At 54.4% G+C, this 23596-nt stretch carries 16 protein-coding genes and 1 pseudogene; 15 read left to right on the top strand and 2 right to left on the bottom strand.

Going from position 1 to position 23596, the window contains the following annotated elements:
* Positions 1-153: 153 nt before the first annotated feature.
* Complete coding sequence (prmB, locus tag AACY18_RS25740; RefSeq protein WP_339433865.1) at positions 154-1062, bottom strand: 50S ribosomal protein L3 N(5)-glutamine methyltransferase; 909 nt, start codon at positions 1060-1062, stop codon at positions 154-156.
* Positions 1063-1301: 239 nt separating this feature from the next.
* Here prmB and AACY18_RS25735 point away from each other — a divergent pair, with 239 nt between their 5' ends.
* The 7 genes and pseudogenes from AACY18_RS25735 to AACY18_RS25705 all read left to right on the top strand — a co-directional run bounded on the left by AACY18_RS25735 (position 1302) and on the right by AACY18_RS25705 (position 5842).
* Positions 1302-1892, top strand: a complete 591-nt coding sequence (locus AACY18_RS25735) for a cysteine hydrolase family protein (RefSeq protein ID WP_339433864.1) — start codon at positions 1302-1304, stop codon at positions 1890-1892.
* Between the two features lie 131 nt (positions 1893-2023).
* Positions 2024-2344, top strand: coding sequence for a hypothetical protein (locus tag AACY18_RS25730; RefSeq protein WP_007914024.1), 321 nt, complete (start codon positions 2024-2026; stop codon positions 2342-2344).
* 74 nt (positions 2345-2418) lie between these two features.
* Positions 2419-2976 carry a Smr/MutS family protein gene (locus tag AACY18_RS25725; RefSeq protein ID WP_221733919.1) on the top strand — a complete coding sequence of 186 codons (558 nt, stop codon included), beginning with the start codon at positions 2419-2421 and terminating at the stop codon, positions 2974-2976.
* A 264-nt stretch (positions 2977-3240) separates the two neighbouring features.
* A complete protein-coding gene (locus AACY18_RS25720; protein WP_339433863.1) occupies positions 3241-4434 on the top strand; it encodes a hypothetical protein in 1194 nt (397 codons plus the stop codon).
* A gap of 132 nt (positions 4435-4566) precedes the next feature.
* Positions 4567-4734: pseudogene (locus AACY18_RS25715) on the top strand (site-specific integrase); the annotation flags it as partial.
* Positions 4735-4822: 88 nt separating this feature from the next.
* On the top strand, positions 4823-5368 hold the full coding sequence (folE, locus tag AACY18_RS25710; RefSeq protein WP_010456659.1) for a GTP cyclohydrolase I FolE: 546 nt from the start codon (positions 4823-4825) through the stop codon (positions 5366-5368).
* 102 nt (positions 5369-5470) lie between these two features.
* Positions 5471-5842 (top strand): glutathione S-transferase N-terminal domain-containing protein, encoded by a 372-nt coding sequence (locus AACY18_RS25705; RefSeq protein ID WP_339433862.1) that lies wholly within the window; start codon positions 5471-5473, stop codon positions 5840-5842.
* A gap of 130 nt (positions 5843-5972) precedes the next feature.
* Here the strand turns inward: AACY18_RS25705 and AACY18_RS25700 are convergent, their stop codons facing one another.
* Positions 5973-7139, bottom strand: coding sequence for an aminotransferase-like domain-containing protein (locus AACY18_RS25700; protein ID WP_339466494.1), 1167 nt, complete (start codon positions 7137-7139; stop codon positions 5973-5975).
* Between the two features lie 82 nt (positions 7140-7221).
* Between AACY18_RS25700 and AACY18_RS25695 the strand changes: the two genes are divergently transcribed.
* The 8 genes from AACY18_RS25695 (at position 7222) to AACY18_RS25660 (ending at position 23426) form a co-directional block, all read left to right on the top strand.
* Positions 7222-7668, top strand: a complete 447-nt coding sequence (locus AACY18_RS25695; protein WP_339433860.1) for a MarR family winged helix-turn-helix transcriptional regulator — start codon at positions 7222-7224, stop codon at positions 7666-7668.
* Positions 7669-7901: 233 nt separating this feature from the next.
* Positions 7902-9251 (top strand): NCS2 family permease, encoded by a 1350-nt coding sequence (locus AACY18_RS25690; protein WP_339466491.1) that lies wholly within the window; start codon positions 7902-7904, stop codon positions 9249-9251.
* Positions 9252-9340: 89 nt separating this feature from the next.
* Positions 9341-9970, top strand: a complete 630-nt coding sequence (locus AACY18_RS25685; protein WP_339433858.1) for a LysE family translocator — start codon at positions 9341-9343, stop codon at positions 9968-9970.
* A 136-nt stretch (positions 9971-10106) separates the two neighbouring features.
* Entirely contained in the window at positions 10107-13607 is a 3501-nt protein-coding gene (locus tag AACY18_RS25680; RefSeq protein WP_339433857.1) for a calcium-binding protein, read from the top strand.
* A 245-nt stretch (positions 13608-13852) separates the two neighbouring features.
* Positions 13853-15244: a hypothetical protein gene (locus AACY18_RS25675; protein ID WP_339466490.1), complete on the top strand. Its 1392-nt coding sequence runs from the start codon at positions 13853-13855 to the stop codon at positions 15242-15244.
* A gap of 652 nt (positions 15245-15896) precedes the next feature.
* Positions 15897-17591 (top strand): hypothetical protein, encoded by a 1695-nt coding sequence (locus tag AACY18_RS25670; RefSeq protein ID WP_339466489.1) that lies wholly within the window; start codon positions 15897-15899, stop codon positions 17589-17591.
* A gap of 348 nt (positions 17592-17939) precedes the next feature.
* Positions 17940-19649 carry a hypothetical protein gene (locus tag AACY18_RS25665; protein ID WP_339466487.1) on the top strand — a complete coding sequence of 570 codons (1710 nt, stop codon included), beginning with the start codon at positions 17940-17942 and terminating at the stop codon, positions 19647-19649.
* Between the two features lie 225 nt (positions 19650-19874).
* Positions 19875-23426 carry a calcium-binding protein gene (locus tag AACY18_RS25660; protein WP_339466486.1) on the top strand — a complete coding sequence of 1184 codons (3552 nt, stop codon included), beginning with the start codon at positions 19875-19877 and terminating at the stop codon, positions 23424-23426.
* Positions 23427-23596: the final 170 nt, after the last annotated feature.

Genomic DNA, 23596 nt, shown 5'->3' with positions numbered 1-23596 from the left:
GCCAGATGCATTCTTTATCGGCGCTTGGGTGAAAGGAGGAGGGTGAAATCTCCCACGGTCTGTACTGCGCTAACAGTCAGAATCGAGCCTTGTCCCTCCTCCTCCCTTCAAGTCCTACCATACAAGCTAGCCTGCTCGCGAAGCGTTCAGGGGTCAGACGCGAGAAGCGAATAGCGCTTGATGATCGCGGCACTGCTGCGCCGTCAACATGAACACGCCATGCCCACCGCGCTCGAACTCGAGCCAGGCGAAGTCGACTTCCGGGTACAACGCTTCGACGTGAACCTGGCTGTTACCCACTTCGACAATCAGCAACCCCTTCTCGGTCAGGTGATCCGCCGCTTCGGCGAGCATCCGCCGAACCAGGTTCAGACCATCATCACCGCACGCCAGGGCCAGCTCCGGCTCGTGCTGGTATTCGTCCGGCATGTCGGCGAAATCTTGCGCATCGACGTAAGGCGGATTCGACACGATCAGGTCGAAACGCTGACCCGGCAGCCCCTCGAAACCATCGCCCTGCACAGTGTAGACACGCTCATCGACGCCATGGCGCTCGATGTTCTGATTGGCCACTTCCAGCGCTTCGAACGACAGATCCGCCAGCACCACTTCGGCGTTCTGGAACTCATAGGCGCAGGCAATGCCGATGCAACCGGAACCGGTGCACAGATCAAGAATTCGCGCAGGGTCATTGCCAATCCACGGCGCAAAATGGTTTTCGATCAGCTCACCAATCGGCGAACGCGGGATCAATACACGTTCGTCGACGATAAACGACATGCCGCAGAACCAAGCCTCACCCAACAGGTAAGCGGTCGGGATACGCTCTTCGATACGACGCTTGAGCAGGCGTTGCAGATTGACCAGTTCGTCATCTTCCAGTGCGCAATCGAGATAGCTGTCGGCGATTTCCCACGGCAGATGCAATGCCCCCAGCACCAGTTGCCGGGCTTCGTCCCAGGCATTGTCGGTGCCATGGCCGAAAAACAGATCCTCCCCATGGAAGCGGCTGACGGCCCAACGGATGTGGTCGCGCAGGGTACGAAGTCGGGAAGTGATCACGGGGCAGAACTCCAGAAAAAACGACTGGCGATTCTAACAGCCAAAACGCGCCACGACGACGCAGGAAAAATCCCGCCACAGCGGTAGGGGTTTTCTGTTTTTTGCATCAGCTATTGAACAGAACGTGTAACTTGACAAGGCTGCAAGCCAGCAACGACGGTGCCTACGATGGTAGCGATTCACAGAACCGCTCAGCCAGAGGACAATGTCGCAAAAGCCCCACCCCAAGGAGCCCCAGAATGTCCGTTCCAAAAACGATGTTTCAACTCAGCGGTCGCGGTTACGCAGCGGCCACACTGAGCCATGCCACCGTGGTCATCATCGATGCCCAGAAAGAATATCTCAGTGGCCCACTGGCCCTGAGCGGCATGGATGCGGCCGTCGCGAACATCAAACAAGTGATCGCTGCGGCCCGTGCAGCCGGTCGGCCGATCGTGCATGTGCGTCATCTCGGCACCGTCGGTGGCCTGTTCGACCCACAGGGCGAACGCGGCGAATTCATCCCCGGCCTCGAACCGCAGGGCGATGAAACCATCATCGGCAAACTGCTGCCGAGCGCCTTCCATGGCACCGAACTGCTCGACCGCTTGCAAAACCTTGGCTCGCTGGACCTGATCGTCTGCGGTTTCATGAGCCACTCCAGCGTCAGCACCACCGTGCGTGCGGCGAAAAACCTGGGTTTTCGCTGCACCCTCGTTGAAGATGCTTGCGCCACCCGTGACCTGCCGTTCAAAGGCCGGGTACTCAGCGCCGAAGTGGTACAAGAAGCGGAAATGGCGATCATGGCCGACAACTTTGCCACCCTCGCCAAAACACAAGATCTCATCTGATCGCGCCCTGATGAGCGGCCCACACCGCCGCTCATCCACAAAAGCCTCTCATTTGACGCAAATGCCATAGCCTCAGGAACAACCCGGTCAACTCCCGGTCGAAGGGCCGATACCCATTGAGGAAGGTCGGAATGAAGTTATCCGATGGATTTGACGCACGCCGCTTGCGGCCCAAAGGCCAAAGCAACTGGCGTTTTCGATTCGGCGCGGCGATTGCAGCCATTCTGGCGACATTCGGCGTGCTGCTGGCAATGGCCGGGGCCGCCAGCCTGCTGGGGCGCCCGCCAGCGCTCGGCGACTTGAACGCCACGCCAATGGGCTCCGCGATCATTCTGGCAGTCGGTTTGCTGTTTCTGTATTTCGGTGTCGCCCTGTGGCGTCGCTGCCGCCGTCGTGCACGGCAATCGCGGGAATTGAACATGTCCCCGCACCTGATGAAAAAACACGACTGACTCGATGGCCTGGCTTTTTGCCGGGCCGTTTTGTTTCGACTTGGGTAAACTGGCCGCCCTTCGCGGAGGCTGACATGCAAGACGACGATTTTTCCCTGTTCAAAAGTGCGATCCAAGGCGTCAAGCCGATCAAGCACGACCGCGCCGACACCGGCAAACCCAAAGCTGACCGCGCGCAGATCGCCAAATTGCGCCAGTCCGCTACCGTGCGCACCGACACCACCACCGTTGATGGCCTGTCCGATCAGTTCGTGATTGACGTCGGCCCGGAAGACGAGTTGATGTGGGCCCGCGACGGGGTACAGGAAAGTCAGATGCGCAAGCTCAAGGTCGGGCAGATTCCGTTCGAGGGCAGCCTCGACCTGCACGGCATGAACGTGGAAAAGGCCCGGGAAACCCTCTGGGCGTTTCTTGCCGAAGCGACCAAATTCGAAATCCGCTGCGTTCGCGTCACCCACGGCAAGGCCGTGCGCCTGGACGGCAAGCGGCCGATGATCAAAAGCCACGTCAACACCTGGCTGCGCCAGCACGCACAAGTGCTTGGTTTCTGCTCGTGCCAGGCCAGACACGGCGGGGCCGGCGCGGTTTATGTGATGCTTAAACGCACCATGATGGAAGGTCGCGACGAATAAAACCGTTACACCGGCTCATCGAAAGGGACATCGCTCCAGCCAGATCAGTAAACCATCTGATCATTCGCTCCCTCGCTGACGCCAATCAAACACCCTGTTTCGCTTGGCATTTTTTAAGTCGTCACCTAGCCAGGCAAGGATAAGAACAACGCCTGGCATGACCGCCCTGAAAACGCCTTGAGCTACCCTTCATTCGATCGACATCACTGGAAATGACGACGATCAGGCTCCAAGTGAGCACTTGATCATTCTGGAGCAACGTTAGTGATCAGCAATGCCGGCCTTATTCTTGTTTCAATCCTGGTCGCCTGTGTTTTCTTCCACCCTCGCGTACTCAGAATGCGACTGTGGCGTGCCACGGTCACTCCTCTGGCCTCGATTATTGGATCTGGGTTTCTGGTCGTAGGTCCAATTCTGGCAAACACGTTTGGTAGCGCGGCCTGGCTCGCCATGGCGGCGCTTTGCTCTTTGGGTTACCTCTACGGGGCGGTGATGCGCCATAACATTCGTTATGTGCAACCCGGTTTGAAGTCGTTGCCTCCAACGTCTGTTTTCATTGAGCGAGCTTCTGATTTCGCATTGTCACTCGCCTATTTCGTATCTGTCGCTTACTACCTGAATCTGTTCGCTGCCTTCGGCATGCGAATCGTGGAGGTAGAAAGCCGACTGGCGGTGCAAATTGTCGCTTCAATCGCGATTGCCACTGTTGGCGTGATTGGACTATCTGGCGGGCTCAGGGCGCTTGAGCGTATCGAGGTCTACGCCGTCGGCCTCAAGCTCTGCGTCATTCTCGGAATTTTCGCTGCGCTGATTTTGTTCGCAACCACCGGCCATACAATCTCTTCGCCTGTTGAGCCACAGGAAGGACTCGGAAAACTCCAGGTTCTATTGGGACTGATCGTACTGGTCCAAGGCTTTGAAACATCCCGTTATTTGGGCGCCGAATACGACACACAAACCCGGCTGCGGACAATGCGCTATGCCCAGTGGATATCAACATTTATCTACGTCGGGTTCGTTTTTCTCCTGACGCATTTATTTCACGGCAGCCCCTCCGCCGAAGGCGGGGAAACGGCGATTATCGACATGCTTGCCCCTGTCGGTGCCGCCGTCACCCCACTATTGATCGCGGCCGCCCTTGCGTCCCAATCATCGGCAGCCGTTGCCGATATGAATGGCGCTAGCGGACTGCTCGCTGAAGCGACGCACAAGCGCCTGTCTGTGAATGTGGGCAGCCTCGTGACTGCGCTTGTGGCAATCGGCATCACTTGGAGTGCTGGTATTTACGAAATCATCACGTATGCATCAAAGGCGTTTGTGATTTTCTACGCGTTGCAATCGCTACAGGCGCTGCTGTCGTCACTGGACCGTAAAGAACCTGGCAAAGCGGCGCTATTTGCCGTGGGGTTGCTGATCGCCATCGGTATAGTCCTGTTTGGAAAACCGGTCGCAAGCTAGGAAAACCGTTTGACGGCGATTCGTCGAACTACCGGCCCCGTTGTGCGATTTGATGCCGATCGGTTCCGTCTCTTTGAATTTGCCTGACAGTCCCGGGGGCTCGGCAAAGGCTTCAGGTTCACACCGGCCGATTTGAGGATTCGCGCCCGCCGGCAATACAACTGCCGACACACTTACGCTACCATGTGCCTCATGGCGGGTATGAACCCTGCGTTTATTGCCACTCAGCTCGGTCATAGCGTTCAGTAGTTGCTATCGACCTGCGCCCGATGGATCAACTCCAGCACCGACTGGGGTTAACTCGGACAGCTCGAAATCAGCTTGATTGGTACAAAATTGGTACAGACAGAAACAGTACCCCCCTGAAACCCTTATGGAATCAGCCTCTGTGACACTGGAACAGAACTACACCGCGATTCTCGGCCAACTGGGCGAGGACGTCTCCCGCGAGGGCCTGCTCGACACGCCAAAGCGTGCCGCCAAAGCCATGCAGTACCTCTGCCGCGGTTATGAACAGACGCTCGAAGAGGTCACCAACGGTGCCCTGTTCAGCTCCGATAACAGCGAAATGGTGCTGGTCAAGGACATCGAGTTGTACTCGTTGTGCGAACACCACCTGCTGCCGTTCATCGGCAAGGCGCATGTTGCTTATATCCCGAGCGGCAAAGTGCTGGGCTTGTCGAAGGTCGCACGGATCGTCGACATGTACGCCCGCCGCCTGCAGATTCAGGAAAACCTCAGCCGCCAGATCGCCGATGCGGTGCAGCAAGTCACCGGCGCGCTGGGCGTTGCCGTGGTGATCGAGGCCAAGCACATGTGCATGATGATGCGCGGTGTCGAGAAGCAGAATTCGTCAATGATCACTTCGGTGATGCTCGGCGAGTTCCGTGAAAACGCAGCCACCCGCAGCGAATTCCTCAGCTTGATCAAGTAATTGGCAACAGTAAAAAACCGGCGTTGATCGCCGGTTTTTTTTCACCCGTGAAAAATCGGGTAAGCTGCGCGCCTTCTTCAATATCTCTGTGAGGCTTGTAACGTGTTCGTTAAAGCACTTCGTGTTGGCCTCGGCCAACTGATCATTTTCATCGATTTCATCACCCGCCCTGGCAAGAAAAACCGCCCCGCCGCCGCTCAGGCACAGGTGGAAGCGGCTGCGAAGGACCTGACGTTGTATCAGTTCCACGCCTGCCCGTTTTGCGTGAAGACCCGTCGCACTTTGCGTCGCCTCAATGTGCCGGTGGCGCTCAAGGATGCGAAAAACAACGAGCAGGATCGCCAGACACTGCTGGAACAGGGTGGCCGAATCAAGGTGCCGTGCCTGCGGATTGAAGAGAATGGCCAGACGACCTGGATGTATGAGTCCAAGGTGATCATTGATTATCTGGATAAGCGGTTTGCTGCGGCCTGAAGTTTTTGTGCCGTTCTGACTGACGCCTTCGCGAGCAAGCCCGCACATCGTTCAATGTATTTCCCCTTTGGGGTCGGGGTTGCTCGCGAAAAAGACCGCCCAGTCAGCACAAAAATCCAGACAAAAATGTTCAGGCCGCCCTGTCTCGTTGCGCCTGACGCACCACCGCCGCCAATCGCTTGAGCCCTTCATCCAGCCGTGCCGCGTCAATGTGGCTGAAGTTAAGACGCAAATGTCCGAGATTTTTATCGGGATCGGGAAAGAACGGCTCCCCTGGCATGAACGCCACATCATTGGCCAACGCCTCGTTAAGCAACGTGCGCGTGTCCAGCGGCTGTTTCAGCGTCAACCAGAAAAACAGCCCACCCTGCGGCGTGTTCCAGTCCGCCAGATCCGAAAAGTGCGTTTCCAGCGCTGACTGAAAGGCATCGCGCCGTTCTCGGTAAAAACCGCGCAACTCACTCAAGTGCTGCTGGTATTGCTCAGTGCCGATCCATTGCAGTGCTTGCCACTGACCGATGCGATTGGTGTGCAGATCCGCCGATTGCTTGAGCTTGAGCAGAGGCGCAAACAGATCCGGGCTGGCGATCAGGTAGCCGACACGCAAACCGGGTAGCAAGGTCTTCGAGACCGTGCCGGTGTAAATCCAACTGGAATTGCGCAGCCGTGCGGCAATCGGCTTGGCGCTGGCGCCGTCGAACGTCAGTTCGCGGTAGGGTTCGTCTTCGATCAATGTCACACCGAATTCATCGAGCAATGCGGCGACGGCTGCACGCTTGGCCTCGCTGTAGCGCACGGCGGATGGGTTCTGGAACGTCGGGATCAAGTAGATGAACGCCGGACGGTGTTGCTCCAGACGACTGCGCAATTGCGCCAGGTTCGGGCCATCGGACTCCTGCGGCACGGTCAGGCATTCGGCGCCAAACAATTGGAATATCTGCAAAGCGGCCAGATAAGTCGGTGCTTCCAGAAGAATCTCGGTGCCCTTGTCGATGTACAGCTTGGCCGCCAAATCAAGAGTCTGCTGGGAGCCACTGACCACCAGCACCTGACTCGCCTCACACGCCAAGCCTAGCGCCCTCGCCTCTGCGGCCAGGGCTTCGCGCAGCGCCGGCTCACCCTCGCTCATACCGTATTGGCCGAGGGACAGCGGCATGTCACCCCATTCGACTTTCGGCAACATGGCCTCGGCAGGCAGGCCGCCGGCGAATGACATCACTTCCGGACGCTGAGCGGCGGCGAGGATTTCACGGATCAAAGAACTTTTAAGGCGCGAGACACGTTCGGAAAAAGCCATGGAAGTCACCGGTAGCGAGGCATGTGAAAAATGAGTCAAACTTATTGACTGAAATTACGATAACCCGAGCGAGTACGTCAACATGATTGACCTTAAAAACCCAACCAGTCAGCAACAGGCCATGGAAGCGTTCTTCTTCGGTTATCAGGCCTTCACCGCCAAGGCTGATGAAATGCTTGAGCGCCGCGGGTTGTCTCGGGTGCATCAACGGATTGTGTTTTTCATCGCTCGTTATCCAAATTTGAGCGTCAAGGAGTTGCTGGCCTTGCTTGGGGTGAGCAAGCAGGCGCTGAACATGCCGCTGCGCCAGTTGCAGGAAATGCATCTGGTCGACAGCGTGGCATCGCAGGCTGACAAGCGTAAGCGCCTGCTGGAATTGACGGCCGAAGGGAGGAAGTTCGAACAGTCGTTGCGCCGTGAGCAGGTGAAGTTGCTGGAGCGGGTGTTCGCCGAGGCTGGGGAGACAGCGGTGAATGGGTGGTTGGCGGTGAATCTGGCCTTGGGTGAGAGTCAGGCACATCTCCATTGAATCGTCTGGCTTGCTCGCGAAGGGCACGCAGTGGCGATATATCGCTATCGTCGGACCGTTCGCAAACAAAATCAAAAACAATATTTGCTTTATTTGTACACAAAAGCATAATCCACAGCGTGCGAGTTCCTGACCTTATGGTCAACAAATTCGCGTATGCCTCAAAGGGCCGCTGCCACCCCTCATGGGTCCGGCCCTGGAAATAACAATAAAACTCTTGAGGAGTACTCGCTGTGGAAAGCCGCAAATCCGAAGCATCGACGCTGGATCTCTCGCCGCCGTTACGCAATGGCCTGCTGGAGCGCCTGTTTAAACTCAGCTTGCATGGCACCACGGTGAAGACCGAGTTGATTGCCGGTCTGACAACCTTCATCACGATGGCTTACATCATCTTCGTCAACCCGAACATCATGGCCGATGCCGGGATTGACCATGGTGCGGCATTCGTCGCCACCTGTATCGCCGCTGCGCTGGGCTGCCTGTTGATGGGCCTTTACGCCAACTGGCCGGTGGGTCTGGCGCCGGGCATGGGCCTGAACGCTTTCTTCACCTACACCGTGGTCGGCACCATGGGCTACAACTGGGAAACGGCGCTGGGCGCAGTGTTCGTCTCAGGCGTGCTGTTCATGATCCTGACCTTCTCGCGGATTCGCGAATGGCTGCTCAACAGTATTCCTGTGAGCCTGCGCTTTGCGATGGGCGCAGGGGTCGGTCTTTTCCTTGGCCTGATCGGCCTGAAAACCGCAGGCATCGTCGTCGACAGCCCGGCCACGCTGATCAAACTCGGTTCCCTGCGTGAACCGGGCCCGCTGCTCGCCGCCATCTGCTTCCTGATGATCGCCATCCTCAGCTACCACAAAGTTTTTGGCGCGATCCTCATCAGCATCATCACCGTGACGCTGGCCGGTTGGAGCCTGGGCATCGTGCATTACGAGGGCATCATGTCGACGCCGCCGAGCCTGGCGCCGACCTTTATGGCGATGAACGTTGCTGGCGTGTTTAACGTCAGCATGATCAGTGTGGTGCTGGCCTTCCTCTTTGTGCACATGTTCGACACCGCCGGTACCCTGATGGGCGTTGCCCAGCGTGCCAATCTGGTCGGCGCTGACGGTCGCATCGAAAACCTCTCCCGCGCCATGAAAGCCGACAGTGCTTCCAGCGTTTTCGGTGCCGTGGTCGGTGTACCGCCTGTCACCAGCTATGTAGAAAGTGCTGCCGGCGTGGCCGCTGGCGGTCGGACTGGTCTTACCGCCGTCACCGTAGGTGTGCTATTTATAGCGGCAATGTTTTTCGCACCACTGGCTGGCATGATTCCCGCTTACGCCACCGCCGGTGCACTGATCTACGTTGCGATGCTGATGATGGGCGGCATGGCCCACATCGAATGGGACGAAGCCACTGACGCGATTCCTGCCATCGTCACCGCGATCATGATGCCGCTGACCTTCTCGGTCGCCGATGGTATCGCGCTGGGCTTCATCACTTATGTGGCGCTGAAGACCGGTACCGGCAAGTACAAGGAAATTTCCGTCAGCCTGTGGGTGCTCTGCGCGATCTTCATCGCCAAGTTCATCTTCTTGTAAGCGTTAAGCGGTTCTGGCTTCAAAACAGCCTCACCCTGGCGGGTGGGGCTTTTGCACATTCTTGAGTACAACAAAAAAGGAGGAAAGTGATGAGTCTGGAAACCTGGCTGCTGTTCAGCGGCGCTGCACTGGTGGTGATCCTGATTCCGGGGCCACTGTCGTTGCTGATGATCAGCAACAGCCTGAATTACGGTTTGCGGCGCTCTTACCCGGCGTTTCTCGGCGGCGTGATTGCTTCGATCTGTTTGCTCAGCGCATCCGCGCTTGGCTTGGGGGCCCTGCTACTGGCTTCGGAACAGTTATTCAGCGCGCTGAAAATCATCGGCGCATTTTACCTGTTCTATCTTGCCTGGCAGAGCTGGCAGCAGTCGCGCCAGCCTTCGACAGGCGCCGAAGTGCCACAAGCGACGGCTGTCCCACGTTTTCGTGCACTGTTCGGGCGCGCGTTCGTGCTGGGCGCGAGCAATCCGAAAGACATTCTGTTCTTCGCCGCGTTTCTGCCACAGTTCCTCAGCGCCGAACAGCCTTTCCTGCCGCAGTTACTGGTGATGATTGCAACCTGGACCTTGCTGGACCTGCTGTGCAAACTGGCCTACGGACTGGGCGCCCATGGTGCTGCGCGCTATCTGCGCAGCGGCAAGGGACAAAGTTGGTTCAACCGGATCAGCGCCGGTTTGTTCGGTAGTGCAGGAGCCGTATCGTTACTCAGCAGCCACTGAGATATTTAAAGGGCATTTCAACTTGCCGCGTCGGGCGAAATACAACGCAACAACCCATGGATGTACAACTCTAAAAAACAAAACCTAATATAACCGCGCTATTCGACAAATAATTGGGCAGAACAAGGATGTTCAAATGGCCACTTTTACACCGGATTCGTTCCAGCAAACTGACTCCGTAGTAATCACCGATATAGGCTTCCATGCCAATGAGCGCACAGCTTCGACCATCGATTTTGATGGCGAAATCGCCACCGCGAACAAACGCCAAACACAACAGCTGAAAATCGTCGACGATCTGTTCGGTCCACTTCATATCGGCTCTATTTCAATTACACGAGTTTCCCTGGACGTTTTGGGCGCAACGACGGGCGGACAACACCTGAATGGTCAGAACACTTTCTTTCGAACGCCCAAGCGCTCCTTCATCAACTCGTTACAGTTCAGCTCGCCCGATATAGAAACCCGAATGAAATCAACTACGGTCACGGAGGGCTACCTGTTGTCGTCGCTGCTGTTCGAAATTGCCAGCCGACGTCCATTAGACGCCCCGCCGATGCTTGGAAACAATCCCACGAGCGATGTTGATCAGGGTACATACCACAGCACACTTGCGAAACTTCTAGGCTCCGCGCAAAAACTCGATTTGCGTCATGCCTACCTGTCCAAGAGCAGCCCTCGCTGGGTGTCAATGATCAAGAGCGACTGCCTGCTCGGCTCAAGTGTCGGGATTCAAGCCTTTGGAATATTCATGGGTTTGCGCGGGGTGGTCGATGCGGTCAGAAACAGTGACACCGCGCAAGCCGTAATCAATAGCGCGGGCATCACCTCTGAAGTGGGCTCCATAACTGTAGACATGGCCGTGACTAAAATGGCCACGCAAATGATCAAGGTTGGCCAATTTGCCTACAAGGACTTCGCCAAAACCCGATTCGCCGTGAGATTGGGTCGTTCCGGTGGGTTGATCGGGGGAGCGCTGACGCTGCCTTTCGATTTACATGCCGCGGTCACATCCTTGACCGCTGCAGACAATGCAACCGGGAAAGAAGCGCTGGATCATTACATCAGTGCCGGTTTGAGCCTAACGAGTGCCGCCATGACCCTGATACTCGGCAGCGCAGCGATGGCAGGCTTTTCTTTTGCAGGTCCGGTCGGACTCGCGGCGGGAGCGATTCTGGCCATTGGCGCTCAGGCTTACGCTGCCGTAAGACTGGTGGACGATATTGACGATTACATCGAACTCACCACCAATGAGCGCTGGCGCACAGGCTGGTTCTCGTTCTGTTTCATGGATCCTGACGCCGATGTGCAGGATCGCTACAGCATTGCCAAAACCAGGGTCGAGCACTCCAGGAAAATGAAGGACGCGGCAAAGAAACTGCTGGATGGCGAGCTGAAGGACACCACCGAAGCCATCGTTCATGGTGCTTTTGAGGTCAACCTCAAGCCGACTCGGATATGGGCACGTAACTGGTGGACTAAACAAGACCGGTGGCAAACCGTCAATCTTCCACAAATAACAGGAGTCGATGACACCATTGACGCCCGCGAAGGTGTTAGCGGTGCCACTCCGGGCGCGCAACTGGGCTCCGCGGCAGAGCACAAAGCGGTCCTGTGGTTCATCAGTGACGGTAAAGACTCAATCCGAGGGGTTGAAAAAAAACCAAACGCCTTTTTTTACAAGACCGGAAGAAAAGAGCTGACAGGGGGGGACAAAGACGATCGATTCGTCTTCGAAGGCGCTGCCGATCGACTCAAGAATGTTTCCAGGGATGACCATTATTCGACATTGAAGGGCGGAGCAGGCAACGACACTTTGTCCCTTGGCGGCCTTTATAACCTTAGTGCTGCGGAGCAACCCGGGTATGACATCGACCTGGTGGCGGGGAGGCTCCAGGTAATCACCCCTGATCCATCGGCCGAAGGCGGAAAAAAACGTACGCTCCACAGCGTTCTGGAAAGTATCGAGAATGTTGAAACCGTCGCGCATGCCACAAGCACCGTCACCGGTACAGCACAACGCAACATCATCAAGTCCCGTGGCATCGACACCATCAGAGCTGGTGCAGGAAACGACCAGATTCATTTGATTCACAAAGGTGCAACGGCATCGGGTGAATCCGGAGCAGACGAGTATTTCATTGCCCATGAAGCGGGCTGCATTTGCATCATCGAAGACGGTAAGCAAGAAAGCGTCATTGTCTTGAATTGGCGAATGGATCTGATTGAAAGCTGGATCATCGAGAAGAGCGCGCTGGTCATCACTTCGAAATTCGATTTCCACGACAGGCCCAGAAGCAAGGTCATCATCCGTGACATCTACAAACGGCTCGGTGACGATTATCAATTAAAGAACAACAAACTCACCTTCATTACCGAGGACGGCTTTTATCTGGTACCTGAGCTTCCTGAATCAATCAAAAGCGAAAGACCCATCGACGTCGAGGTGGTCATCACCCGCAAAGGACGACCGCAAAGTCCGGTCATTCTTTACACATCCGATTGCATAATCCGGCACAACAACGATGCCAGCTATTACATTCCAAGAACTCAACAACACACCCGGTTTTACGCAGTAAAGCGTACCAACGCTGTCACCAGAATTTTTCTGGACTTCGCGAGTGATGAACTGACTAAATCAGAAGCACACTTCCTGGCGAGAATATCGGCAAAAAAACATGATCTGTTAATGGGTTGCGATCTGGTCTATTACTTTGGGAAAAAGACATTAACAATCAAGTTGTTCGCGCAGGCAAGGGGTGGAAACGATCCAATGAATAGCGTGAAAACGCTAAGAACCATGGCGCTCTACCCCGATCATCAATATGTTTTTGCATTCAGTGACGGCGTCGCTTTCAATGCTCATCTCACACTGAAAACTGACGTGCCTCCCGTGGCTGCAAACTATAAGGTGTACGCATTCACGAAGTGGAAAACCCGGATCCCTCTTCCAGAGCAATACCGCGCAGGTCTGTACCTGTTTGAACTTCCCGTGAACGAAGCCTATCAACTGAGCGCCAGATCCGCCTGCGCCACGCTGACGTCTTATCCTGAACAAACCGCGATCGAAAGTCTGCTAGGTGACGGGGCGACATATCTGATCCATCTCGCGGCAGACCTAATAATCAGAATCGCTACGCCAGGCGCACTGGCAAAGGCCAACAACAGATTGCGCTTTTCGTCCACGTGGGAGTTCGATGCCAGCGCACTGGGCAATGTCGAAATAAAACTGGAGAAAAATCAACTGCAGATTGGAACGTGTACGGTCTATCTACCAGACTACGACAGTGAAGATCTTGTCGATCAAGTGCGTGTCGTCACTGCGAAAGGCATTGTCAAAACTGTCGACCTCTCCTTCGACACAATTTATTTCGATGGCCTCGATGCCAGATTTTTCGAAGCCCCCGACGACTGGGCCACAGCGTTGCCCGAAGAATTCATCGCCATTGCCGACAAGGACATCAGGGTCAGACATATCAGTGTGATCGACAATCGAGCCGGAATACTCAGCTATAGCTTTGCCAGACGCCGTTGGCTGCTGGACAGCGAAGTTGTTGATTACGCGAAACTGCAGGTCTTGAATCGCTGCACCCATCAGACACCGGGTCTATCAACGCCAGGTTTCGCCATAAATTAGCCTGCCCCACCAACACACAAAAATCGATTTAAAACCGACAACTTATTGCGCACTCAGCGGTTGAAGCGCTCAGGCATTACCGCGCGTTGATCGGCTGCGCCTGAACGCCACGAAAAGGCAGTTTCTCCCGCTTTCAAAAAATCCAATGGATGGAATAAACCTATATGATCAAGCCAACAAAAAAAGCGCCTGTTACTACAACTGGATCCGGTACTACGAGTACAACAAGTACAACGACCCGATCTGTGGACTATCTCTCAGATAACCGCGGTACAACACACCTTCCGGACGTATACCTGCCTGGCATCGATTCAACGTCCGCACAGCACTTTCCGAATATCTCTCAAGACGCCACCTCTCGTGTAGCCAACGTCACAGTGAGCAGGATGCCCGGTGCCGAACTTGATAGCTACATCACCGCTCGCAGCCAGATTGCCTGGCCTCAAAGCCGATTCAACGAGTTGGTGCCGCTTGCAGACAACACAGGATTGTTCACTGGGCCGGATCTGCGAACCTACGCCCAGATCGGAACAGAGGGCCAGTTCGTTGTAGAACAGAATCGGCAAGGACAATATTACGTTCCACTCTCCTTTGCACCGGGCGTTCCAGGCCCGATTCTGACGAAAAATCAAGGCCAGGCCAGTTGGCGCATCGAACAACCGGGCTGGCAACTTACTCGGACTTCGGGCGCTGAAGCCGTAAAACCGCAAACACCGTCCTACCTTTCACCAGAAAACGCAGCAAAGCTGAGCAAAGCTGAACTCTCAGCGAACGGAATCCGCTACAACAAGCTCAAACAGACCTATGTCGATACGGCAGAAGGAACCGTCATGGTGCGTCAAAACGCCGATGGCGAATATCAGCAAGCCTTTGCCACGACAAGTGACTCACCCGCCATTTTTTTTGAACACATTCCCGGGACAAAACTCTGGCGCCGAAAAGCGCAGAGCACGACAACAGACGAAAGCTTCGCACCAGACCCTCTTCGCGCCGTCGCCGAATTTGACGAACCCTCGCCCGGCCCGAGCAAGCGACCGCGACTCAATGAGCCCGAGGACTCTACACCGCCGGCGAACGACAACAGTGCCTCATCGGTCCAGACACCCTACTTCTGGTTACCATGGGGCGATCTGAACCCACCATCATCCGCAGATTCCATCCAGCTCGGCTGGCTCCATTATCCCATCGTGCCCATCGGCTCTGCCCCCAACAGCCTGCCCAAAGTGTACTTTCTACAGCACCCCGAATTTGTTCCGACACATTTCGATGCTTTTGAGCAGATGCTGCAAACAAATCCCGAACGCCAACCGGTGGCAACGTTTCGTATCGGTACCGAGCCGGGGGAAATCCGTCCCGGTAAACGTTTTTTTGAAAAGCCCCTGTCGCAATCCGTAGCCGATACATTTCCGGACTTCTCTGATTTCACTTCGCGGGCCGTCGCCAGGAAACTGTTTGAACTCTCCGATAACTCGCCCACCATCACAGGCACCGGACTGATCAACATTCAGGCTGTCTTGCACCAGTGGAACCAAAAACCGTTTCCCACCGCACCCGCTTACGCAGATCCGATGAACATGCTGCCCGTGGTGACATCCGTTGATATCGGAAACAAAAGGATCCTTCCGCTGCGCCCCTAGGGTGATGGAGATTTACAACGGCTGACCTTCGATCCAACACACTTTCCGGTCGAATGGCGTCACTACCTGACCTATCCAAGCGACCTCAATCTCAGACGCCTCGTCGGCGCATTGCTGGTTCGCAGCGGCTACGACATCTTTCCCCTGACATATGAACACCGCAGTCCTACGTTGGTATTCAGACGCACAAATCATCAAGAGGTCTTTTATCTCAAACTGGGAACGGTCGGAGATCCAGGTCTATCGCATACCCCGGGCAACGAACTCGCTGATCCGAATTTGCCACAAAGAATCGGCAGTGCCGCCTTGCTCGCTCTTCAGACCGCCGAGGCCCAAAACAAAGTGGTCTGGCTGGTAGGCGGGGTGGCGAAGGTTGCGTCGAATCCGGTAGCGGTGGTCATTATTAGAGAGCGCTGACTGTCGTTCTCCCCTCGCCCGCCAACGGCGAGGGGAGCGTCATATCGGCCCTCTACAAACCGGTAATGCCTTGCATCATTGTTTTTGGATCAAGACATATATACCGCACGCGCTGACGCCATTTTACTGAACATCGCTCCCTTGAAGACTCGCCGCAGGCAACCTCGCAGTTGCGCTTCTATTACCCGGCGCGTCCTTTCGGATAAATGAATCCACAATTCATCGGAGCAACGCAATGTTAAAGCCATCCAAGAAAACGCCAGGCTCGCCTTCGCCGCAGACGTCTACGACAACACCAAGAAGCCCGTCGCCGCTTACAGGTACCCACAGCGACCCCACCTTATCCGTCTCAGGCGCTGTAGGTGGGGATCCGATATCGACTGCCCACTCATCCATCGCCTCGCCAGGGACATCCATCCCGCGCGCCAGTGTCATCATCAATCGCCTGCCAGATCCACAGCCCTCGCGGCACACTGCAACCGTGGCGCGAACCCAGGACACACCACCCCCCCATCAGGTTCCGGTTGTCGATACATCGCTTGGCGACAGGCCAAAGCATCCGGTATTCATCGATGACAAATCGGCCGCCCAACTGAAAAGAAATCCAGCCACATCGGAAGGCATCCGCTACGACAAGTTCAAAAAGGCGTATGTCGAAATGGAAGGAGGAATCGTCATGGTGCGCAAAGACAAGGGCGGTTACCGCCAGACCCACGCAGGGGAATCGAGCCCGTCCGGTGAATGGGTTGAACAAATTCCCGATACAACCCTCTGGCGCCAAATTGAACCTGTCAACACCCCCTCGAAACGCCCTCTCCCTGAGATTGATCAAGCCCTTGCCGACACGCCCGAAGTAACGGCGGGCCCAAGTAAACGCTTCCGTGTGTCGGATGAAACCCATGTCGCGACCGATGCCGGTGCACTGGTGCAGAATCTTTTTCATCAACAAACGAGCGCACTGGACTTGTCCTTGGGCCAATGGAAAAACTGGGGAAAATCCATAGGACCGGAGACAGGCGAGTCTGTCGAAATAGACGGTCAGCACTATGTGATCGTAAGCCAAGGTTTACGCCCAGAGACCGGACTGGTCTATTTGCAACATCCAGCATTCGTACCTGATCACTTCGACGCATTCGAAAACATGTTGCGCGATGAGCCTTCGCGCCAACCAAAATGGGCGCTGAAACGGGATGGCCAATGGAAAGTTCTGGATAACCATCCGCCGTTTACCAAACCCTTGACGCAATACGTCTGCGACGCTTTCAACTATCTGTCGGAACATTCGGCCAGCGCTGTCGCCCGAGCCGTATTTACGCGAGCCAGCCGACCTGAAGGGATCAACGCCCATGGAATCTCGGTGATGGCCCTGACACTCCGTCACTGGACAGACCGGGTCACTAACGAGAAAGTCTTGCACAGTCTTTCCGATCCGTTGGTGATGTTGCCAAAGCTGCAAACACAGCCCTCCCCTCTCGTGCCGGGCGGATTGCTAACTCTGCCTGCCCGAGGCTCCGATCTTCTGCAGCGCTTGGACTTTGATCCACAGCGCTTTCCCCAGGAATGGGGCACCTACACGGCCGCACCGACCAGCGCCGGTTTGCATAACTTGTTCAGTTTCGTCCTGCAACAGAGCGGCTATAGCATCAACCCGTCCACGCGGCAGCACAGCGAAGACGCTTTGATATTTCACCGGCAAGGTGTTGCCGCGGTGTTCGTATTAAAACTTCCACGCTTCACCGGCGATACTGTTCCTCGTAGCACGACTGCTGGTTCAGAACTCACTAATCCAGTGTTTCGAAACAAACTAAAGTCGCCGGAGAAAGAAAAACTGGACAGTTATCTTGCACAAAACGAAATCGTCTATTTAATCGGCGGCGTACAAGAATCAACCCCTTACACACCAACGCTCTTTGTCGTGAGGGAGGGATGAAACTCGCTATTTAGCGCGAATGCTTTACTGCAATCGGCCAAACGTCTTGATTATTTTTTAGTGGCCGCTTTATGGCGCTAGCCCTCAGCGCCGCATCGAACAATACGCACCTTATATTTAAATAGAGAGAATATATTAATGGCCAAACCACCGAAGCCTGTGCACGGTATAGCTGCGCCCCATACACCTCCAACGCCCAGAAGTCCTTCGCCGGGCACTCTGGAAAGTAATCGGCTGAACTTCGATAGCGCGTTCTGGAGAGTGCCGGGGGACAATCAAACGCCCACAATTCCCTCTCATGGTTATACCGGGAGCTCTTCGCCGCCGCCTTCTGTAAGGGTCAGCGAAATGCCTGATACCCGCCCGAAAACCGTTAGTACCGTTCTACGCTCGATTACGTGGCCTGCCGATCGGTTGCACATGTTGAATCCTCTCGGATCTGACAGCGGTCTTTTCACCAGTCCGGATGGCAAGCTCTATGCTCACGTCGAAAATGAGGGGCATATCCTTGTCCAGCGCCAGGGCGACGGCCGATATCAAGTGCCTTTCGACTTCATGCCGACGCTGCCTGGCCCTTTCCTGAACAAATCCGAGCGCCAGCCGACCTGGACCTTCGAACGCCCGGACTGGCTGACCAACGATTCCGAGGCGGACAGACCACATACCACCGCTGATGCCCCCCGGCCGCCAGAAGCACCGGTATTCCTGAACCCTTGGGACGCGGCCCAACTCTCTCCCGCAGAGAACACGCCGGACGGAATCAGACATGACAAACATCGCAAAACCTACGTTGACACGGTAGACGGAACGGTCATGGTGCGTAAAAACGCCGCCGATGAGTATCAGCAAGCATTCGCGACGACAACCTACTCGCCGGATATCTATTTTGAACAGATCCCCGGAACGAAAATCTGGCGTCGCAAAGCCCCTGAAACCGATCCCGTACCAGAGCGTTCGCAGCAAGACAGGCGTCGCCTTCCAACCGACACTGAAGAACCGATACCGGGCCCAAGTAAGCCACCGCACCTGGATGATGCCCCTCACCAGACACAAACGTTGACCGAGCGCCTGCTGTCAGCCAACCCGCAAGCCATTAATCTGTCTTATGGGCTGTGGCGCAACTGGGGAAAAAGAATTCAACCGCAACTGGGCCAACACATCGAGATAGACGAGCTTTATTATCGCATTGTCCAGCAGACGCTCAATTCCGACTCGCGGCTCGCCTATTTGCAACATCCTTTGTTTTCGCCCGCGTTGTATGACGCCTTCGAATACATGCTCCGCGACAATCCGTCTTTGCAACCAAAGTGGGCGATCAAAAGAAATGATCGGTGGATTGTCCTGGACCGGCGTTTCCCTTTTGAAATGCCCATCACTCAATATATTTCCCGGACGTTCAGATACTTGTCGGATCAGTCTGTAAGTTTTCTTGCCCGGGCCATATTCAATCAGGCAAATCGATCCGAAATCATCACCGCTCATGGGTTGGCCGTCTTGAACCAGACATTTAGCTACTGGACGGACAGGAGCTTCCTGCAACCCCCGCGACGCGAACTCGCTGACCCCTTGTTGATGTTGCGCGACCTCTTCAGCGAACAAGGCAGAGGCCACGGTACATCATTGGCAATTCCTTCGGTATTGGGAGAGGGCCTGCAGCGTCTGGATCTCGATCCAGGACGATTCCCCCACCACTGGAACGCGTATGCAAAGGCGCCTGCAATATCCAGCTTGCGATTGCTGTTCAGCCATGTGCTGGAGGATGACGGTTATGTCATCAGTTCCACATTTGAGCCGCACAGCGAGGATGTTTTGCTGTTTCACCGGGAAACAATAGACGCGGTATTCGTATTGAACCTTCCCGACATTATCGGTGGGAGACTAAAGCGCCCCATCGCCCCGGGGTTGACACTGACCTCTGCCATGTTGCAGACCCGGGTCGATCAGCAACAGCGCCCTCTGGCCAGTTACATGGATGCAAACAAAATTGTCTATCTGCTCGGAGGTGTTCAAACTGATGCTCTGGGACAAACAACGCTGTTCATCATAAGAGAGCGCTGATCAGAACGATTAAGCGACCCGCCCGGCAGAAAACACATAACACTAACTCTGCGTCATATCCTTCCAGACCACGCTTGCGAAAAACAGCGCACGATCGTCAGCTGCTGCGAAAAACAAAAAACAAAAAACAAAAAACAAAAAAACTTATTGCATCAAATACCAGCTTTACCGCAGCAGCGCCCAGCGATACTTTTCAAGTTAAACATCACCAACAAGGAAGTTTAGATGTCAACGCCCATCCCGGTTGAAAAAACCTACCCACAAGATGACGCTATCGCCGTTTTCGATATGGGAATTCATGCCAACGAACGAACCGCCTCGACGATGGACTTCGAAGCTGACATCGACAACGATGGTAATAATACGGCGCCCGAGAACAGTCGACGTAAACCCGGTCAACTCAAGATGCTCGACGATCTGTTCGGCCCTTTTAAAATAGGCCCCTACACAATAACTCGACGCGGCCTGGATGCTTTGGGTGCGACTATTGATGGTCAACCGCTGACTGGCCATAACACTCAGTTTCGTACACCCCCTCGATCATTCGTAAACTCCCTGCAACTGAGCTACCCCGAAATCGAGAAACGCATGAAAATTTCTACTTTCGGCGGTGACTATCTACTCCCCTCACTGCTGTTCGAGATGGCCAACTTGCGCCCGCCCACTGCTCCTCCGGTAATAAGAGAAGAAGCCGGTGTGAAAGTCGAGGAAGGTGGCTACCACAAAAAAATGTCTCGGCTTCTGAACTCGGCCCAAAATCTTGATCTGCGAGTGGCTTACTCAAAAAAGAAAAGCAGTCCAAGCTGGATCATCATCAAAAATCATTCCACCGTCGGCGCAAGCGTAGGTATTCAGGCCTTCGGCATCTTCATGGGCATTCGGGGTATTTACGATGCCGTCCAGAAGAATGAGAAGGATGAAATCATTTTCAACAGTGTCGGTGTCGGGGTGGAAGTCGGGTCGATTGTCACGGACATTGCCCTCACCAAAGCCGGGCAGCGCATGCTTGAGGCTGGCAATGGTGCGATGAAGGACTTCGTCAAAACCAGATCCGGAATCAGATTGAGCCGCTCAGGCGGGCTTGCTGGGGGAGCGCTGACGTTACCGTTCGATATCTATAGCGCAGTCAAAGAGTTCAATGCCGCCAGCAATAAAACCGGCAAAGAAGCCATGGATCATTACGTCAGCGGAGGTTTGAATGTTGCCAGTGCTGCCATGACCGTCATTCTGGGGGCCGCCGCCATGGCCGGCTTCTCTGCCGCAGGCCCCGTCGGCCTTGCATGTGGTCTATTCATGGCCATCGGCTCACAAATCTACGGGGCAGTTCGTGTGGTTGACGAAATCGACGACTACATTGAGCTGACCGCTGAGGAGCGCTTGCGTACCGGATGGTTCTCGTTTGTGCCGTTGATGGAAATCGATCAAGACATCAAGAATCGCTACGAACTTGCCAAAGCAAAAATCGAAACTGCCAAGCGGTTGCATACGGCAGCCAGAAACATGCTTGACCAGACACATAAGGACACCACTGAGGCCATCGTACATGGCAACTACGAAGACAGACTGAAGAAAAGAAGAGTGCAAGCAAGAAAATGGGGGCTGGATATCATGCCGATCGTCTACGTACCTGAAGTAGTGGGTCTGGCCGATACGATTGATGCACGAAACGGCGTCACCGCGCAAACGCCCGGCGCAGTACTCGGCTCCCCAGGGGAAAATAAAGGTGTTATCTGGCTGATGGGTGAGGGAGACGACACGATTATCGGGGTCGAAAAAAAACCCAATAACTTTTGTTACGGATCGGGGACAAAGAATCTGACAGGGGGTGATAAAGATGACAAATTCGTCGCCGAGAATGCGGCTCAAGTGCTCGAAAGCAATATCGAAAGTGCTGAGTTTTCCACACTTAAGGGTGGTGCAGGCAGCGACACGTTGATTCTTGAGGGCGAACAGTTGTTTCGTACATCCGGTCGGGGCATCGATGTCGACCTGTCGGCGGGCACCTTGCGGGTCTTCACACCCGGTCCGGAACCGTGGATTGAAGGCTCAAAAAAATATTCCTTGAAAGCACAACTCGACAGTATTGAAAATGTGGAAACCCTGCCAGGCGGAACGAGTATTGTCACTGGCACGGATGAATCCAATGTAATCAAGTCCAGAGGCAATGACAAAATCTACGCCGGTGCGGGTAATGACCAAATTTACCTGCTGGGTGGTGGGTCCGCATTCGGCCAATCCGGAGCGGATTTTTATTATGTGGCGCTGGCGGAGGGCTCAGTAGGCATTACAGAAGATGGTGTTGAGGAAAGTATTATCTCGCTGGGCTGGAGAATGGATCATATTGAGAAATGGGAATTGCGCAGGCACCGTCTCATTATCATATTAAAGTTCGATTTTCATTATGGGCGCCGCTACAAGGTATGCATCGATGACGTTTACAAAGAGTCTGGCGAACATCGAGCCCTGAAAAACAACAAACTGACCATTATTACCAGGGATGGTTATTATCTGAAGCCTGACCTTCCTGAAACAATAGAACACTACAACCCCATTGAAATCAAAGCCGAAATCATCAAAGCCGGCCGCCCGGAGAACACGGTCATCCTCCACAAATCCCTGTGCAGTGTTCCTACCGACCGCAACACACACTATTACGTTCAGCGTTTTAACTCACACACTCAATTCGTAACCGAACGCAACCCCAGCTCTTATTACGGCACTCGTATATTCCTCGACTATGACAGTTCCGAATTGACGAGCGCCCATGTGGCATTTGCGACAACACCATCCATAGAGATGAACAAGGCAGCCGACAAAAACAAAGTCAACGTTTCATGTGATTTCCTGTTTTACTTTGGAAAAAATCTGCTGCAGATTTCCGGATTTGGACAATATACGGAAACCACACTCGACGCCGCACTCAAACAAGCCATGGAAAAAGTGTCCATTCATGGATACATGCTGGTGTTCAGGGATGAAAAAGCCCACACCCTTAACCTTGAGAAACAATACGCCATCCCACCGAAACACTATAAGCATAGCGTCAGCGGAAATACGCTTACCAGCCACGACTACCGTTTTCCGTTACGAATGAAAGACGATGCAGTTTTTGAACTTCCCGAAACCGAGACGCTGGAGGTGGACCGTTTGGTTCGTTGCGCCACGGTACTACCTGTGAGCGAACAGATAGCCATCGACAACATAGAGGGTGCGGGAGGCGTCCATATTCTTCATCTGTCTGACAATAGAGTTTTACGAGTTTCGACTCCCGGCGGGCTGGCCAACGCCAAAGACAGGTTGAGAAACTCGACGACCTGGGAACTTGATGCCACTGAACTCAGCGAATTCACAATCAGCCTGGCAAATAACAAACTGTATATTGGAACGACTACGATTCATGTACCTCAATATTCGCATCCCGAAGACCTTATTGACGAAATCCTCGTGATTGCGCCAATGGGCGTCATTTATACCGTCAATCTCATTTTTGAAAATTTTTCCATTATCGGTCTGGACGCTCGTTTTTTTGTGCCACCAGTCGATGCTGAAACCGAGCTTCCCAAGGAACTTTCTGCCATTAAACAACGCGAACTCCCGGTCAAGCACATTGCAATGAATGATGGCAGTACCGGAAAACTAAAATTCAACATACCGGAGCGCAAGTGGATTCTAGACAGCAATAAGTCTCGAAAAATAAGTTACTCCGACCTGAAAGTATTTAATCAATGCCCCCATCAGACTCCAGATCTATTCAAGATTTCACTGCCTGATCATTGATACTGATGTTCTTCCGGCGCGTCGCTGGGAGAACATTCAGAATATCTCAAAGGGTGCTGTCAGGTGAGCGGTACGATTGCACTCACCTGGCGAAAAAAAGCCCGCAGTGTGAGCGGGCAAAAGACCAAAGAAGCTATATGCGCAGTCGCTTCCCGGTAGGGGCAGCTGCT

It is taken from the genome of Pseudomonas sp. EA_65y_Pfl2_P74 (assembly GCF_963970575.1).
Lineage (GTDB): Bacteria > Pseudomonadota > Gammaproteobacteria > Pseudomonadales > Pseudomonadaceae > Aquipseudomonas > Aquipseudomonas baetica_A.
Note: the sequence above shows the minus strand (reverse complement) of the source record. Positions and strands in the feature narration are given on the sequence as shown.